Genomic DNA, 18,639 nt, shown 5'->3' on the forward strand with positions numbered 1-18,639 from the left:
TATAAAACAATGTTATGAAAGATTGGCCTAAATGAGAAAAAGTTAATAATGATAATTTAACCATTAAACACTACAATTATGAGAACCATTTTACAGCTTCCTTTGGTAAGCATGGCTATACTTATATTCTATTCGTGTAGCAAACAAGGTTTTTTAGATCAAACTGTCACATCTGATCTCGATAAAGAGATGGTATTTTCAGATAGTCTATTTACTGTTCAATTTCTCAATGATATTTATCGAGACATTGGATTCTCTGAACACCCCAATAGATTCGGAAATGGAGGGTTGGATGCAGCGAGTGATGAGTCACGTCCGCAACGTTCGATCAACGTGACCACATCGGTACTATTTTCGTCGGGCACAATCACAGCGGCTAGCATTGCTAAAGATGCTTGGGAAATTCCTTACGCAAATATCCGAAAGGTAAATCAGCTGTTGGCCAATATTCCTAAAGCACCTATTGCTGATTATCAAAAATCCGTGATGGTAGCGGAAGCTCGCTTTCTTCGCGCATGGTACTACTTTATTTTGGTGAAGCACTATGGCGGTGTGCCGCTGGTGGGTGATACTATCTATAGTTTTACAGATCATATACCTGCTGAAAGAGCGACTTTTGAAGCGTGTATTAACTACATCGTGAGCGAGTGCGATGCCATTCGTACGCAACTTCCATACAGACAGATTAGAGGTGAGTATGGGCGTGCAGGAGGAGGGGCCTGCGATGCGCTCAAGATGCGTGCCTTACTTTACGCCGCCAGTCCGTTGTACAATAGGTCTAATGCCAATCCATTGTTAGGATATACTGCTGGAGATTTGGAGCGTTGGCGATTGGCAGCAGAGGCGGCCGAGCGGATTATTGCATCGTCAACCTATAGTCTCTATACCTCCGATAATAGTTCACCAGGAAGATCGTTTTATACCATTTTTACCCTGCGGGAAAATACAGAATACATTATTGCTCGGATGCAGCCTACAAATAAGGAACTTGAGGAAATTTGGCAACCGCCATCTCGTGGTGCTGCCAAAGGGGGATTTCCCTATCAAGAAACGGTAGATGCATTTGGTATGTCCAATGGCTTGCCCATAGATGATCCAAATAGTGGCTACGATCCGCAAAATCCTTACGCGGGTCGCGATCCGAGGCTTGCGTATAGTTTTATAAAAGATCAAACCGAAATCGCCAATAATCAAGGTGCGATTGTACCGGTTAATATTTACCTCAATGCCGATGGATCGCCTTCTAGCCAAGACGCTATTTACTCAGGTACGCCAACTGGTTACTATACCAACAAGATGTTGAATCCAGAGCACGCCGCTAATTTTATCCACGGTGGTACGAGGAATTTTCCATTGCTCCGCTATGCGGAGGTTTTGCTGTCATACGCAGAAGCAGTAAACGAGTATAGCGGGCCTAACGAAAATGTTTATCAGGCTATAGAAGCGATTCGAAGCAGAGCGGGCTTAAATCCCTACACTATTCCTAGAGGATTATCGCAAGAAGAGATGCGCACGATTATACGCGGTGAGCGTCGTGTCGAATTGGCTTTTGAAGGACATCGGTTTTGGGATGTGCGTCGTTGGCTGATGGGCGATACGCAAAATATGCAAATGCATGGCATGGAAGTGACCAGAAGAGCTAACGTTCCTACGTATAAGATCGTAGAAGTAGATAAACATAATTTTAGACCGGAGATGTATTACTGGCCTATTCCACTATTGGAAGTTGGTAAATCTCCAGAACTCGAACAAAATCCGGGGTACTAATTTCATGATAGCTAACCAATTAATCTACAAAAAATGAAGACCAACATAGATCTAACCATTGCGAGGGTATCGGTTTTACTGCTGATATGCTTGTTTTTCTCGTGCAAGAGCCAAGAAGAATTTATCCCTGAAACACCGAAAGAGATTACTGGTGTCTGGCGAATTAGCAAAGCCGTAAGAAATGGGGCCGATATCACCGAAAAATTCAATTTTAATGATTTTCGTGTGGATTTTAAGTCGGATGGGACTTATCAATTGTCACAACCTATTCCGTTCATTGTATCTACTAACGGTACCTATACACTAGACGACCCGCAGTATCCTTTCGAAATCAAATTCGATGAGACATCCACTGGCTACAGCGTCAGTTCATTATTCGAATATCCGATCGTTCAGGGCAAAAGACAATTGTCTTTGACCTTTCATACAGGTTGTAACACGAATAGTTATACCTATACCCTAATCGCCGATTAACGAAAAACTAGATCGACATGAAAATAGTTAGAAAAATTTGCTTGACTACCCAACGCTTGGCGCATTGGTTAATCATTGCGCTAAGTAGCACACTGATTGTATGTTGTGTATTTTTAGATTCAGTTGACCAAGCATCTAGTGTTCAAGCCGGCGAAGTATTCGAGGCAACTTTGACTGCTCATGTCAACGCAGCGCAAGAAAGAAGCAATGTACGTTTTGTGATTGGCATACTGTTGCCGCGAAGTTGGCGGGCTGCTGCGAACACGAAGATGACCTACACTTCCGACTTTGGAAGTGGTGAATTGGTTCAAATCCCCAGTAGCGTACGTGCACCCAATTCCGGAAACAATCTGGCTTGGTCCCCGGCATTGATGAATAAGTTTGGCATTGGTCCAAATCTTATCGATGATATGGAATGGGTAGTTTTTTGGACGCGCGAGCAGTACAATATCGTCAATGGAGATCAAGTAGAGATCGATGCTAAAATTTCGATCCGCACCGGTGAACAAAATATGCGTTTTAAAGTCGGATATTTTGTAGGATCTAGCGAGGATGGCCTCAATGACTTTCTTGGCGGCCCCGGTGCTTTGTATAAATCTATGTTTAGCAGCTGCTTTGAAGTGACAGATGGCGAGGGAGATATCATAGATTTTTGTAATCCACCGCAAACCTTTTTAACACCCTTTCGCTCTTCCGACAATGATATCTTGACGCTCACCTTTGATCGTGAAATATTGCCTGGTCCACTTGGCGACGATATATTCTTATGCGCCACAGCGGAATTGGCCGATGGTACATTCAAAGAGGTATGCCAACAGGATGCGCATAGCCGATTGACTTTGCTAACCGGTACGCGCGGCCGTTTTGAGATTACTTTTTGGCCGCGACAACATTTTGCGCTAACAGCAGGAGAGTCGATTATTCGTCTGACGTACTATTTTACCGACGCATCTGGCGCCATAAAAGTTGGATATGCAAATAGTCCGGATGAGCCTTTTACACATACGTTTCGATGTGATTAATACCTAAAACTATGAGACAGAAAGCAAGCGTAAAACAGATCGTGTCCTACATAAGGACGCTACTGTGTATAATAAGTTTGTTCCCGATAGAACATGCTACAGCACAATTAGAGGTGCAACAGCCGGATACTTTAATCGGGTATTATAATGAGATCCCGCTTAAAACTTTTGTGGGTGCAAGAACTACATTGCAGAGTAAGCAACTAAACACCACGCCTGCCAACAGCTATTTGCCCGCGATGACCGGCAGGTTACCTGGTTTTTATACCCAACAGCATAGTGGATTCAGAGAGACCAGTACAACACGCAACTATGAAAGTGGGATACTTGGCAACGTTCCTTTGGCAGGCCAAGGTGTGCCCAGCGAAAATACGGAATACAGCATCGCGCTTCGCCGACAAATACCAGTCGTGATCGTGGACGGTGTGCAGCGGGATATATTTTCGATAGATCCGGATAATATCGAATCCATCACTTTATTAAAAGACGCGTTATCCACCATTGAGTTGGGACAGCGTAGTTCGAGAGGGATTTTATTGGTCACCACAAAAAGACCAGAAATAGGTAAAACAAAAATCAACTTTCGGGCGCAATTAGCGCTTCAGGAACCGCTCGCTTGGCCCGAGCCTATACCGTCCTACCAATTTGCCTATTTGCTTAATGAAGCAATGACCAATGTTGGCAACCAACCTGTATATGCTGCGGATGACTTTAATGCTTTTCGAGCAGGTAACGATCCATATCGCTACCCGAATGTAAATTGGTACGATGAGGTATTTCGATCCAATGCGCCGATGATGCGGTACAATCTATCGGCTAAAGGTGGTAATGCGGTTAGCCAGTACGCCATCGCATTAAATTATACGGATCAGCAAGGCTTATTTAAAGAAGATCCTCATGTTGCCTATAATACCAACGCCTCGCTGAAGCGGTATATGTTAAATACTAACGTCAATATCAATATCACGCCGAAATTCAAATTGGGACTTCAGATGACTGGACGGATCCAGGATGGTAATGAGCCGGGTATTGGAACGCAAAATGTATTGGAGAACGTTAAAAAAACACCGAATGGGGCCTATCCTGTACGCAATGCAGATGGTAGTTGGGCTTCTACCAATTACTTTCAAACCAATGTCGTTGCGCTAGCGACGCATTCTGGCTATCGCCAAGATAATATGAAAGACATTATGGCTAATATAAACCTGAATTACGACCTGGGCAACTTGTTAAAAGGGCTCAAAGCGCGTGCAATGACTAATATTGCAGTGCAATCGCTCACCGGCATTGTAAGGCAACGCGGTGAACCTACTTACAATATGGGTATCACTCCGGCGGGAGATACGGTGTATAACATTATGGCCAAAGCATCTGCTCAGACCAATGATTTCAACACGGTTTTCAATGCCAGGTTTTGGTTTACACAGCTAGCACTTGATTACGATAAGTCATGGTCCAATAATCATATTGTGGCTACCGTGCAGGCTGATCAACGGAGGACATTGTACAACTTTGATCTACCAGCTGTCGCGACCAACGCTACCACCAAATTGGTTTATGATTACGAGGGAAAGTATTTGGCACATGCAGCCTTGAATGCCAGTGGTTTTAATCGGTATCGCCCGGGTTATCAATATGGACTTTTCTATGCGTTCGGCCTAGGATGGGTAGCTAGTGAAGAAGATTTTATCAAGCACAATGCACCATGGATTAATCATTTGAAGCTACGTGGGGTATTTGGCAAAACTGGAAGTGGTGTTGATAATGCTGGATATTACGACTACCGCGCAACATTCACCGCTAGCAATGGTGGAATCGGTAGTGGCGCTTATGCTGCGGGTTCTTCGCGATCGGAGCTACGCGGATTTTGGGAGAATGGATTTCTGCCTAATATAAGAACATGGGAGGGCGCTTATAAGCTCAATGTGGGTGTAGACTTGAGTTTATTCGATGGTAAAATTGACTTTACCGGTGATGTATACTATGACCAATATTATGATCTACTGCAGTCTCGTGGTAAAAGCATTGAGTTGATAGGTATAAGCTATCCAGACGAAAATATTGGTAGATCGGATGTAAAAGGAGCTGAATTTAATTTGGCGTACCGAGGTGGCAGAGGTGATTTCCAATATTTCATAGCACCAAATCTAACGATTGAGCAAACTAAATTGTCCTATTTTGACGAGCAACGTCAACGTTTTCCTTGGCAACAAATGACTGGCCTGCCACTAGGAGTTCGCATGGGATACGTAGCCGACGACATCATTCAAAATCAACAAGAAGCAGAAGCAGCAGCTTCCACCATCGGGTACGAACTTGCTCCCGGAGATATTCGCTATCGAGATCTGAACGGTGATGGCATCATCAACCAATTTGATCGTACTGCGATATCAACCACCAAACCATTGATTTATTATGGAATAAATCTAGGTTTTTCTTACAAAGGGTTAAGCTTTAGCACACTAATACAAGGCGTTGGAAATAGAGATCTTTATCTCGACGACAGAGCAATCCATGGTGGATTTTTAGGATTTGGTGGCTTTGAGCAAGCTTATCCTGCTATTTTAGATCGATGGACTCCTGAAACTGCTGCGACAGCCACCTATCCACGGCTCACCATTGGTAACTCGCACAACTATGCAGAATCGTCCTTTTGGATTCGTAGCGGCAATTATGTCCGGTTGAAGAACGTTCAACTTGCTTATAGCTTCTCGCCGCAATGGATGAATAAAATGCGATTGAGTGGATTGACGGTATTTGCCAATGCAATGAACTTAGCTACTTGGTCAGCATTTGATGGCCAAGATCCGGAGGTTGCTATCGGAGCTTATCCAATACAGCGAGTTATAAATTTTGGTTTGAACCTAAACTTATAAGTATGAAAGCCTTTATGATCAATAAAATAAAATATACCATGTTATGGGGAGGAGTAGCATTGGCAATACTAGGGACAGCCTCCTGTAAAAAGGATTACGAGGCCGAACCATTGGAAAATGTGACAATCGATTACGTATTTGATCGCCTCGATTCGTTGGGCATCAACGCAGGTCGTTATCTCAATGGACTTTATGCCGATATGTTTCCACGGGATGTATCGATGAACCGTATCAGTGGCAATTTGCTCGAAGCGGCGACGGACAATGCCATTCCATCCAATTTAGAAGATAATCCAGCCGTACGTCTATTACAAGGGCAATATTCCGCATTCGATCGCATTGAAAGCGATATGGTTTGGGGTCTATTGTACGAAAATATCAGGTCTGCCACCATTTTCATCAATAACATAGATGTCGTTCCGCTAAACGATAGCAAATTCGAAGCGCTACCTACTGGACTTACAGTTAAAAGAACTTGGAAAGCTGAAGCACGTTTTCTGCGTGCACTAGCTTATTTTGAATTATTGAAGCGTTATGGAGGGATACCACTCATGGGTGATGAAGTACGTAGCCTAAACGATAAAATAGAGCTGCCTCGCAGCAGCTACAGCGATTGCGTAAATTACATCGTAAGCGAAATGGATGCTATCCGTGACAGCCTTTTGTATTATCCCGTACCAAATCCTTCTAGAAACAGTCATCGCGTCACGAAAGGAGCAGCAATGGCACTGAAAGCACGCGTATTATTGTATGCTGCTAGTCCACTATTCAATGGCGGCAACATCGATGGTGGTAATCCAGTAACAGGATATGCTTCATTCGACAATAATCGCTGGCAAAGGGCTGCCGATGCCGCCAAAGAAATTATGGACTTAGGTACTTACGCTTTGGTGGATGATGTGCGGAAAGTGTTTACGGAACAATACAATGCAGAAATCCTGTTTTTTAAACAATGGGGCAATAATCGTGATATCGAAAACACAAATGGACCTTTTGGTTTCGGGACGCAGATCGGTGGGCAAGGGCAAACTAGCCCGACGCAAGAATTAGTCGATGCATTTCCAATGGCCGATGGCGTGCCCATAGACCAGAGTAGCAACTACGATCTGAATAATCCGTATACCGGAAGAGATCCAAGATTCTACCAGACTATTCTGTACAATGGAGCACGCTGGTTAGGTACGAATTTGCAAACCTACATCGGTGGTCAAAATCGTCCAGGCGGTAGTGAGCTGCAAACGCGCACCAGTTACTACATGAAAAAGCTGATGGGAGATTTTGAAGAAGCTGCTCAGTACAGCGAGAGCCAGCGAGATTATATCTTGTTCAGATATACCGAAGTCGTATTGAATTACATCGAAGCGCTAAATGAGGCACAAGGATCAGTTCCTGAAGTGTTAGCACAATTGAAAGATTTGCGTAGAAGAGCTGGTGTGGATGCGGGCGATGATGGAAACTTCGGCTTACCAACGAATGCCGACAAAGCGACGATGAGACAACTTATTCAAAATGAGCGACGGATCGAATTGGCCTTTGAAGAGCATCGTTATTGGGATATACGCCGTTGGAAAATCGCGGAAAATAAGTTAAATCTTCCATTGCATGATATGCAGATTTTAGAAAATGGCGGACAATTTACGTACAGCCGAGAGGAGGTTTTTCAACCGCGTTTCACAACCGCTATGTATCTGTATCCGATTCCAGACAGTGAAGTTTTAAAAAACAACAATATGGAACAAAATCCAGGGTGGAATTGAGCAGTGTGTTTTACCAATTATCCGTTGAAAAATGAAAAATAGTATCATCATCATCATCATATACACCTGTCTGTGCGGTTGGTCGCAAGCCTTCGCGCAGAACCGTACTATCACAGGGACTGTGCGGGATCTTACGGGCGTGCTTCCCGGTGCAACAATACGGGAAAAGAATGTAGAAAATAATATGGCCTCTTCCGACCAACGTGGACGCTTTACACTTTCCCTTCAAGGGCAATCCAATACGGTAATCGTCAAATTATTAGGTTTTGCCGATTACGAGTTAGTTCTCGGTCGCGAAAACTATATTGATGTCACACTGCAACCTTCCAATCAAGGTTTGGATGAGGTCATCGTAGTCGGATTTGGTACCACCAAGAAGATTACAAATACTGGTGCGGTTAGTTCTGTCTCGGGTGCCGAAATACGAAATGTACCCACCGCCAATGTGCAAAATACACTGATGGGGCGGATGCCGGGATTTGTTTCGCAGCAAAGATCTGGTCAGCCTGGTAGAGATGCTTCTGACTTTTTTATTCGTGGTGTAAGCTCGTTGAATAGTGGCGGCAATAGACCTTTAATCTTGGTCGATGATATCGAATATTCTTACGATCAATTACAACAAATAAATGTAAATGAAATCGAGAATATAACCATTTTGAAAGACGCATCGACCACAGCCATATATGGTATCAAGGGCGCGAATGGCGTATTGATTGTCACCACCCGTCGCGGTAGCGCTGGGAAGCCACAAATCAATTTGAGGTTAGAGTCGGGAATTCAAAACCCCATCCGTACGCCGCAATTCCTCAATTCCTATGAATCAGCCAAACTGATTAATGAAGCCTTTGTCAACGATGGATTGCCAGAGCGCTTTTCAGAAAGACAGCTCCAGCTTTTTCAAGACGGTAGTGATCCGTACGGGCATCCCGATGTGAATTGGTATCGAGAGATATTTAAAAATGTGGCAGCGCAAACCAACGCAAATCTTGATTTGTCAGGTGGTTCTGAATCGTTGCGATACTTTATATCTGGTGGAGCACTCACGCAAGGCGGTCTGGTACGGGATTTTGATGATCCGTACAACGAAGTCAATACCAACTACTTTTTTCGTCGCTACAATTTTCGGTCAAACCTCGATCTTCGCGCAACGAAAACACTGCAACTACGCTTTGATTTAAGTACGCGTTTTGCCGATATTAACCAACCCAACTCGCTTAATGCTGTTGGAGAAATCTATGATTTTAGCAAGATAACACCATTTTCTGCGCCTTTTATAAATCCTAATGGTAGCTATGCCTACGCATTTTCTGAATTTAACCCTGATGCGCTGCCTACGCTCAACGCCCGGTTGGCCAACGGTGGATACAACCGTACTAAACGAAGCGATTACAATGCCTTATTGCAGGCTCGTCAACAATTGGATTTTATTACGCGTGGACTGGTATTGACAGCGCGTATTGCCTATGGAGGTATCGAAGAATATGCACGCGGCATTGCGCGCGGCGGATTGCCACCATCTTACCATTACAATAGTGCGAATGATTCCTACCAATTGGATCCGCGTGGACGTTACGTGTTAGAACCATATGGTGTATTTGGCAATACCAATCAGTATTACCGCAACTTGAATATCCAAGGATTTATCAACTATGATCGCGATTTTGGTGATCATCGGATTAGCTCCTTGTTATTAGTCAATCAGCAAAGTGTGTCTGCGCAAGCTAATGTACCCGAAAACTTTCGCGGTACATCCTTAAAATTGGGTTACAATTATAAAGAGAAATACCTACTGGACGTAAATACGGCATATAACGGTACGGATCGCTTTGCTAAAGATCAGCGATACGGTTGGTTTCCAGCGGTAGGTATTGGCTGGGTAGCCTCCAAAGAATCTTTTATTCAACAATGGCTTCCGAAAGTAAACCTGTTAAAGGTTAGAGCATCCTTTGGTTTGGTAGGCTCGGACGTGACCAGTGGTGGAAGATACTTGTATAACCAAATCTATGAAAATAGTGGTGGCTACGTTTTCGGAACGGGAGGAGCTGGTGTCGGTACCATCAGAGAAGGCGAACTGGGAAATATGAATGTGACCTGGGAAAAAGAATGGAAGAGAAACGTCGGCTTAGAGTTAAATCTGTTCAATCAGAAACTCAACCTGACTGTTGATTATTTCTATAATACCCGATTCGATCAATTGATTCGTCGTGGATCTGTTCCCGGAATTTTGGGTATTGGTTTTGCACCGACCAACGTAGCGCGTACGGTGAATCGCGGATTTGACGGTATTGTCAGTTACAGAAGTCAAATTGGTCAAGTCGGCATCAGCAGTGATCTTGTCTTTCAAGTATTTCGTAATAAGGTATTGTATCAAGATGAAGCTTCGCCAGCATTTCCTTGGTTGGCGCGTACAGGACAACCCATTGATCAACCATTTGGTTACCTCTTTGACGGCTTTTATACAAGCGAAGATATTGCTCAAATCTATACGGCCGATGGTATCGCACCGGTTGGTTCTCGTCCACCTATACCACTTTATGGATTATCGCCTACAGGTCAGGGTGGTATCCAAGAGGGCGATCTGAAGTACCGCGATCTTAATGGCGATGGTTTCATCGACGATCGGGACCAAGCGCCCATTGGGCGCCCAAATTTGCCCAGCACCGTGTTGGGATTGACCTTGGGAGCCAATTACAAAGGATTTAGCGCCAATATATTGCTACAGGGCTCGTTTGATTATAGTTTTGATGTCATTGGTACAGGTATCGAACCTTTTCAAAGTCAATTCCAACCTATACATCAGCAACGATATACGCCTGGAAACCCTCAAAGTGCAGCATTTCCTAGGTTGACGCAAAACCCCACTACCGTGAATAGTGCGCGTGCCTACCGGTCCGATTTTTGGCTGCTCAATGCGCAATACATTCGACTCAAGACCGTCGATCTTGGCTACCAATTCTCGGGTCGGAAGCTTCCTCTCGGCGTCAATAGCTTGAGACTCTATCTAAGTGCCTACAATCTATTGACATGGACTAACTACAATAAATATCAACAGGATCCAGAGATTTCGAGCAATACGAGCGGTGATGCTTATTTCAATCAACGGGCGGTTAATCTTGGTTTACAAATAGGCTTATAATATCAACTTCTACTAATCTTAAAATATGTATACTATGCTAAAAATAATCAATTTCTATATGTTAATCTTGCTATGCTTGGTCGGACAGATGCTTAGAGCGCAAGAGAAGAAGGATCCATTATCTTATGTGAATACGTTGCAGGGTACGTATTCCAATCCGCAATTATCCTACGGTAATACCTATCCAACGATTGCCCTGCCATTTGCACAAAATTTCTTCTCTGCACAAACGGGAAAAAATGGCGATGGCTGGAAGTATAAGTACACCGATTCTACCATACGAGGATTTCAACAAGTACATCAATGTAGCCCTTGGATGAATGATTATGCGGTATTCTCCCTGATGCCAGTAACTGGACAACTTAAGGTGTTGGAAGATGATCGAGCAAGTGCATTTAACCATGACCAAGAAATCGGTAAACCCAATTATTATCGTGTGAAATTTTACAACGGGATACAAACGGAGATATCGCCAACAGAGCGAGGTGCTTTCATGCGTTTTTCATTTCCGAAGAAAACAGAAGCTCACCTAGTTTTAGATGGCTACACCAAAGGAGCACAAATAGAGGTGCAACCCGAAAAACGACGTGTCATTGGTCGTGTCAGGAATGGTTATTTTATGCCAAATAAAATGTGGAGCCATTTTGTCATCGAGTTTGATCAAGACTTCACAACTTCTGGTACCTGGAGTGTAGCAAATCCTACACCCAACAGTGGCCAACGAACTATAGAAGGAGAGCAAGTAGGCGCGTATATCACCTTCAAGAAAGGTGCTATTGTGAATGCTAAAGTAGCCTCTTCCTATATCGATATTGAACAGGCGGAGCTTAATCTATCACGTGAACTTGGTACGCACAAAAATCTCGAGCAAGCGAGGAAAGCAGGTGCCGACGTGTGGAATGCCTTGCTCGGTCGTATCGAAATCGAGGGCGGTACAGAAGAAGAAAAAGCAACTTTCTACTCTTGTTTATTTCGCGCTAATCTGTTCTCACGGAAGATTTATGAAATCAACAAAGAGAATAAGCCTATTTATTTCAGTCCATACGACGAGAAGGTTCACGATGGCTATATGTATACAGACAATGGTTTTTGGGATACATTTAGGGCTCAATTTCCGCTAAACAATATTTTTCAGCGAGAATATCAAGGTCGTTATATGCAGTCTTTATTAGACGCATACGACCAATCAGGCTGGCTGCCGACTTGGTCCAATCCTGCTATGTCTGGCGTGATGTTGGGTAATCATGCGATTTCGTTGCTGACAGATGCTTGGATGAAAGGTGTTCGCTCCTTTGATCCAGAAAAAGCATTAGAAGCTTACCTGCACGAAGCGACTAACAAGGGCCCATACGGTGGATCCAACGGACGCGAAGGATGGGAAGATTACTTCACCAAAGGATATGTGCCATACGGCGGCAAGGTACACGAAACCACTGCTAAGACACTGGAGTATGCGTACAATGATTTTTGTGGTTATCAACTGGCTAAAGCAATTGGAAACGATTACTACGCCAATATTTTTAAGCGACAGATGTTCAACTACCGACACGTATGGGATAGTAAAGTTGGGTTTATGCGCGGTCGTTTGGCCGACGGAAGTTGGCGACCAGATTTTGATCCGATTGAGTGGGGTGGCCCATTCACCGAAGGCAATTCATGGCAATACACTTGGTCGGTATTTCACGATCTTGGTGCTTTAGGCAATATGCTGGGCGGCGCCGACAAGTTTGTGGCTAAGTTAGATACGTTCTTTACGATGCACTCTGATTTTAAAGTTGGAAGCTATGGTACGGAAATTCATGAAATGACCGAAATGGTCTTGGCCAATATGGGGCAGTATGCACATGGCAATCAACCGGTACAACACGTGGCTTATGCGTATAATTATGCCGGAGAACCTTGGAAAACGCAAGAACGTGTACGCAAAATCATGTCTCAACTGTACAACGCTACGCCAAAAGGTTTTCCAGGCGATGAAGATCAAGGTGGTATGTCGTCTTGGTATGTGTTGAGCGCCTTGGGATTGTATAGCGTATGTCCGGGTACTACCGAATACAATATAGGTAGCCCCGTATTCGAGAAAGCGACTATTCACTTAGAAAACGGAAAGAAATTTGTCATTGAAGCCGAAAACAATAGTGCAGCCAATGTTTATATCGAATCGGCATCCATCAATGGTAAATCGCTTGACAAAAACTATATCGATATCCAAGATATTCTGGAAGGCGGTACACTGAAATATAAAATGAGCAATCGTCCAAATACGAATCGCGGACGTACGAAAGAAGCTAGTCCATTCACCATTCACGAAATGAAACCCTAGTGTTATGAAATATACCTATTTTGCTCATTTCATTGCGGTTATATTGTTGTTGTTCTTCAAAGATGTATGCGCCTCGCCCAGCTCACTCAAGCTATCTTCTATGCTGCAATCTAAAATGGTTGTACAGCAGAATAGACCAATACGCGTCTGGGGAGAGGCTGCAAAGGGCGCCATGGTTTCGGTGAAGGCAGATTGGCTAACAACGCCCGTCATTGTGCAGGCTGATGATCAGGGAGCATTCCTCGCCATTCTGGATGTGCCAAGCGTTCAGGGTGATCCTTTTGCGGCACATTGGCTCCGTGTTGAATCTGGGGGAGAGCACATCCAGTTGGATTCTTTACTTATCGGCGATGTGTGGTTGTGCTCCGGGCAATCCAATATGCAATTCTCTTTGCAGGAGGATTACGATGCAGCGCAAGGTATTGCGAAGGCAGATCGGCCGGAGATTCGGCTGTTCAATGCATCATTAAATTTTTCAGATAGCCCACTCGATTCTCTTGGTGGTACTTGGGAGATTTGTTCACCTGAGTTCGCCAAAAAATTTAGTGCAGCAGGGTTTTATTTGGCGAGCCGTCTGTCCGATTCGCTACGTTACCCTATAGGCGTAATTTTTTCTGGGATAGGTGCTTCTGCCGCACAAGCCTACGTGCCGAAGTGGGAGCTGGCAAACAATCCGGTGCTCAACAAGCAGTATTTGGAACCTTACTTATCAAGCTCGCGATCCAAAGAAGTGATCGACGGTAGCTTTTCTTTTGAAAAGGTGACGCGACCGTATTTATTATACAACGCCATGATTCATCCGCTTCGTCATCTTGCTATCAAAGGTATTTGTTGGTATCAAGGTGAGAGCAATCACGAAGAACGGGAGCATTTTAGTCTATTGATGGAATCCTTAGTGCGAACATGGAGAACGTCGTTTAGACAAGGTGAATTACCATTTTACTTTATTCAAATTGCTCCGTATGGGCACGAAGGTAAGGATAAATCGAATCGGGTCGATGCATTTTTTAGAGAAGCGCAACAAAAGCTATGCGCCTTAAATAATGTAGAAATGGTGGTGAGCATGGATGTTGGTGACGCCAACGACTTGCACCCCAAACGAAAGAGATTATTGGGCGAAAGATTGGCAGATATCGCACTCAATCGTTTATATGGCCATCGCGATCAAACTTATCGCGGGCCTACGTATAATTTTGTGCAATTCAACAAAGGCAAAGCCATCGTCAATTACACGCCTACAGGTCTAGAAGGAGGGCTCAAAACCAATGATGGCTCGGTGCCAGCCTATTTTGAATTGGCCGGCGAAGACCGTGTCTTTCACGCTGCTACTGCGAAGATTACGGGAAATAGTGTCGAGGTATCCTCCAAGAAAGTCAGTAAACCCGTTGCTCTACGATATGCATTTACCAATGATGCCGTAACTAATCTGGAAAATGGGGCTGGATTCCCTGCCGTTCCTTTCCGGACGGATCAATGGCAAGAAGTTACCATAAAAGACAATTAATAGAAAACCGAAACAATTGTGGCTCTTAGATCTATGCTCATCGTGGGAATAGATCTGCTAGCTACAACAACCAAAAATATAAACTATTGAGATGAAAAAACATCTTGTATTGCTTACCCTCTTGATAGGTAATCTACTTGCCGTATCTGCACAATCTTTTGAATGGCTACTCACCGATGAAAATCCCGATATTGTTTGGCAAGTCAAGCCCAAGGCGGATGTGAAAGCATCGGGATTTGAAATATCCAAACCTGGTTACCAATTTGGCGAGGCAGTAAAGGCGCCTGTACCCGGTGTTGTATTTGCTGCATACGTGGCCGCTGGTCTTGTACCCGATCCAAATGTAGGCAACAATATTCATCAAGTAGACGAGGCGTTTTTTAATCGACCATTTTGGTATCGTACCACATTCAACACGCCAAAGAAATTGCAATCAGGCGAGCGGGTATGGCTTCACTTCGACAATACAAATCGATATGCTGATTTCTATTTTAACGGGCAAAAAATATCGGGCACGGACTCGTCTACACGTGATATTAGCGGACACATGATTCGTTCAAAATTTGATGTGACAGAGTGGATCAACCCCGATGGTTCGAATGCCGTTGCAGTGCTGATTACGGATGCGGATCAGAAAAAGACGAGGAATGCCGAAGACTCATTTGGCGTTGCTGCCAGTCCAACGTATCTGTCTGCTGCGAGTTGGGATTGGATGCCTTATGTACCGGGCCGTTTGGCTGGTATTACGGGCAAAGCTTATTTGCGTATCGTTCGCGATGTGCGGATGGAAGATCCGCACATTCGTTCGCAGCTCGAATCAAATGATATTGCTTATCTATCGGTCTCCAGTATGATCAGCAACGATGCCGATCAGGAACAGGAGGTGACCGTTTCTGGTACCATACAACCGGGAAATATTCAATTTTCCAAATCGATCAAGATTCCAGCTAATAGTTCTTCAATGATATATTTTGAGCGTAAAGATTTTGAAGAACTTATTGTGCACAAACCCAATCTATGGTGGCCTAATGGCTATGGTGAGCCTAATTTGTATACCTGTAAGTTGGTCTGCGAACAGGGAAACAAAGTATCGGATGAGAAGATTATCCAATTTGGTATTCGTGAATACAGTTATCAATTTGTGCCTAATGCGGCTGGATGGCCAGTGATGAATTTTTATATTAATGGCCAGAAAATCTTTCTTAAAGGTGGAAATTGGGGCATGAGCGAATACCTATTGCGTTGTTCGAAGGAGGAGTACGAACAAAAAATACAACTTCACAAGGATATGAATTATAACATGATTCGTTTGTGGACGGGTTGTGTGACAGATGATGTATTCTATGATTATTGCGATCAGTACGGGATGATGGTGTGGGATGATTTCTGGTTGTACGTCGCTTACAATGATATTGTAGATTATGACGATTTTAAAAGCAATGCGCTCGATAAAATTCGGAGACTGCGCAACCATCCAAGCATCGCACTTTGGTGTGGTGCCAATGAAACGCATCCAAAACCCGAGTTAGATGCCTATTTGCGCACAATTGTTGCTTCCGAAGATCATAATGATCGCATGTACAAATCCAGTTCCAATCAAGACGGTCTTTCGGGTAGCGGATGGTGGGGCAATCGATCACCAAAAGATCATTTTGAAAACTCCGGTAGCAATCTAGCTTGGAATAACCCACCTTATCCTTATGGATCTGATCGGGGTTATGGCTTACGCACAGAAATTGGTACAGCTACTTTCCCGACCTTCGAGAGTGTTCGAGAATTTATTCCAAAAAAAGATTGGTGGCCTTTACCTACTGATGAGGAATTAAAGGATGATGATAACCATGTTTGGAATAAACACTATTTCGGGAAAGAAGCTTCCAACGCAAATCCCACCGCTTACAAGGCGGCTGTCAACACGCAATACGGTGCATCAGATAATTTGGAAGAATTTTGTGCGAAGGCGCAATTTTTGAATATCGAGGTGATGAAAGGCATGTACGAGGCCTGGAATGACAAAATGTGGCATGATGCGAGCGGCCTTTTGATTTGGATGAGTCAATCCGCGTATCCATCATTTGTCTGGCAAACCTATGATTATTATCATGATGCTACTGGTGCGTATTGGGGAGCCAAAATGGCTTGTGAACCGTTGCATATTCAGTGGAATGCATCGACTAACAGTGTCAAAGTCATCAATACAACGGCGAAATCCTTGGAGAGCGCGTGGGCAAGCGTAAAAGTATATGATGTCAATGGACGAATTATCGAGAAATATAGTCAAGACGCGTCGATTAATGTTTTAGCCAGCAATCATGTAGAAGCCTTTCAAATACCTTTTTCGAAAGAAGTGAATGAAAGCGCTTTGCAATTTATCCGTCTTGAACTACGTGATGCCGATGGAGGTCTGATCGCTGAAAACTTCTACTGGCGAAATGCTGATCATGGTGATAATTATACCGACTTGCAAACTATTCCAGCTGCTGCGCTCGATGTGAAGTTATTACACAGGAAGCAATCCGGTCATCAATGTGCATTCCAATTCGAAGTAAAGAATAAAAGTAATAAACCTGTTTTTGGCAATAGATTACGGTTAGTATATACAAAGAGTAAAGAACGTGTTTTACCGATCATCGCATCCGATAATTATTTCACATTGATGCCAAATGAGTCGCGCTTAGTGACGGTGCAATTTAAGGCAGATGCTTCTGCCGAGGCTGTTGATCTATTACGGAAACAGTATGCATATGACGAAGAAACGATGCTTACAATTCAATTGGATAAGTCTCCCGTATCTGATACTAAAGTAGGGGCGGAGCGTGCTCTAGCGAAAAGGAAAGTGGCCGCTATGAATTGATGTGTTGTAACGAGGTTAAATCGTTCTGCTTTATCTGGAGCTTAATAAGTGAGTTTTAAGGTTAAATTAGGATGTGCAATCAGTATATTATTTTGCTTAGGTTTGATAAAGGTAGATGCCCCAATCTTAAAATGATGTATCAAGACATTTGTTTAGTGTAGTATGTATAGTGATTCCCTTTTTATCTAAAGAGTTTCGATGCATTTATATTGGATGGAAATAATGTAACATAAAATGATATTCGCAAAAAATAACTTTTCGGCAATAGCATCTAGATCCGATTGGTTTTTGACCTGTGCGATCCGTATCGTTTTGGGATTTTCGGCCGGGCTGCTGGTTTTGGCGCTTTTTGCTACGTCGGTATTGTTGTATAAGGATGAATCGATTTATGGCTTGGGAGCATTTTTGTTTTCGTATGTTATTATCCGTTGCTGATAGGCATGAGTGTTCTTGTAATCAAAACGATTAAGCGAAACAAACGGAAAGCGGTTAGAAAAATTATCGGCGACCGTCAAGGGATCCATTATGAACGGCAAGATGGTATAACCGATTCAATATTGTACACCCGGTTGGAAAGATCCGGCAGCACCGGAACTGGAGATATTTTCCTCCAATTTGTCGGGCATCGCTACAAACAAGCGGTGCTAAAAGCTATGGTGAATGGGATTGAAACCACTATGGCATTTGATAAAATAGATGTAGGATACAGCTATTAGGTAGCCAATAAGTAGGAGTTGCGAAGGCATTTCATACAAGGCGTTCATATTTTTCGGCCTGATTTAAGCATTTCGCCCGAAGTCTACGCCAACTTTTTTATTAATAAAATAACCTTTGAATTTAACAAGAACTCGTACTGGAGAATGATCGCAATTTCAGTAGTTATTATCACGTTGATTTTTTTGGCGATAATGTGGCATATTTGGTCT

At 43.5% G+C, this 18,639-nt stretch carries 10 protein-coding genes; all 10 read left to right on the top strand.

Annotated elements, in window-relative coordinates; all coding sequences use genetic code 11:
• Positions 1-78 precede the first annotated feature (78 nt).
• The 10 genes from IE165_RS09620 to IE165_RS09665 all read left to right on the top strand — a co-directional run bounded on the left by IE165_RS09620 (position 79) and on the right by IE165_RS09665 (position 18,429).
• Positions 79-1,767 carry a RagB/SusD family nutrient uptake outer membrane protein gene (locus IE165_RS09620; protein ID WP_189626397.1) on the top strand — a complete coding sequence of 563 codons (1,689 nt, stop codon included), beginning with the start codon at positions 79-81 and terminating at the stop codon, positions 1,765-1,767.
• Positions 1,768-1,800: 33 nt separating this feature from the next.
• The gene (locus IE165_RS09625) at positions 1,801-2,241 is read left to right on the top strand and encodes a DUF5004 domain-containing protein (RefSeq protein ID WP_189626398.1); all 441 of its coding nucleotides are present in this window, start codon (positions 1,801-1,803) and stop codon (positions 2,239-2,241) included.
• 17 nt (positions 2,242-2,258) lie between these two features.
• Positions 2,259-3,263 carry a DUF4961 domain-containing protein gene (locus tag IE165_RS09630; protein WP_189626399.1) on the top strand — a complete coding sequence of 335 codons (1,005 nt, stop codon included), beginning with the start codon at positions 2,259-2,261 and terminating at the stop codon, positions 3,261-3,263.
• A gap of 11 nt (positions 3,264-3,274) precedes the next feature.
• A complete protein-coding gene (locus tag IE165_RS09635) occupies positions 3,275-6,139 on the top strand; it encodes a SusC/RagA family TonB-linked outer membrane protein (RefSeq protein ID WP_189626400.1) in 2,865 nt (954 codons plus the stop codon).
• A 2-nt stretch (positions 6,140-6,141) separates the two neighbouring features.
• Positions 6,142-7,896 carry a RagB/SusD family nutrient uptake outer membrane protein gene (locus IE165_RS09640; protein WP_229826488.1) on the top strand — a complete coding sequence of 585 codons (1,755 nt, stop codon included), beginning with the start codon at positions 6,142-6,144 and terminating at the stop codon, positions 7,894-7,896.
• Between the two features lie 31 nt (positions 7,897-7,927).
• Positions 7,928-11,032 carry a SusC/RagA family TonB-linked outer membrane protein gene (locus tag IE165_RS09645; RefSeq protein WP_189626401.1) on the top strand — a complete coding sequence of 1,035 codons (3,105 nt, stop codon included), beginning with the start codon at positions 7,928-7,930 and terminating at the stop codon, positions 11,030-11,032.
• Between the two features lie 34 nt (positions 11,033-11,066).
• Positions 11,067-13,355, top strand: a complete 2,289-nt coding sequence (locus IE165_RS09650) for a GH92 family glycosyl hydrolase (protein WP_189626402.1) — start codon at positions 11,067-11,069, stop codon at positions 13,353-13,355.
• 4 nt (positions 13,356-13,359) lie between these two features.
• A complete protein-coding gene (locus IE165_RS09655; RefSeq protein WP_189626403.1) occupies positions 13,360-14,859 on the top strand; it encodes a sialate O-acetylesterase in 1,500 nt (499 codons plus the stop codon).
• A 91-nt stretch (positions 14,860-14,950) separates the two neighbouring features.
• Complete coding sequence (locus IE165_RS09660) at positions 14,951-17,713, top strand: glycoside hydrolase family 2 protein (RefSeq protein ID WP_189626404.1); 2,763 nt, start codon at positions 14,951-14,953, stop codon at positions 17,711-17,713.
• Positions 17,714-18,153: 440 nt separating this feature from the next.
• A complete protein-coding gene (locus tag IE165_RS09665; RefSeq protein ID WP_189626405.1) occupies positions 18,154-18,429 on the top strand; it encodes a hypothetical protein in 276 nt (91 codons plus the stop codon).
• Positions 18,430-18,639: the final 210 nt, after the last annotated feature.

The organism is Sphingobacterium griseoflavum (assembly GCF_014653155.1).
Classification (GTDB): domain Bacteria; phylum Bacteroidota; class Bacteroidia; order Sphingobacteriales; family Sphingobacteriaceae; genus Sphingobacterium; species Sphingobacterium griseoflavum.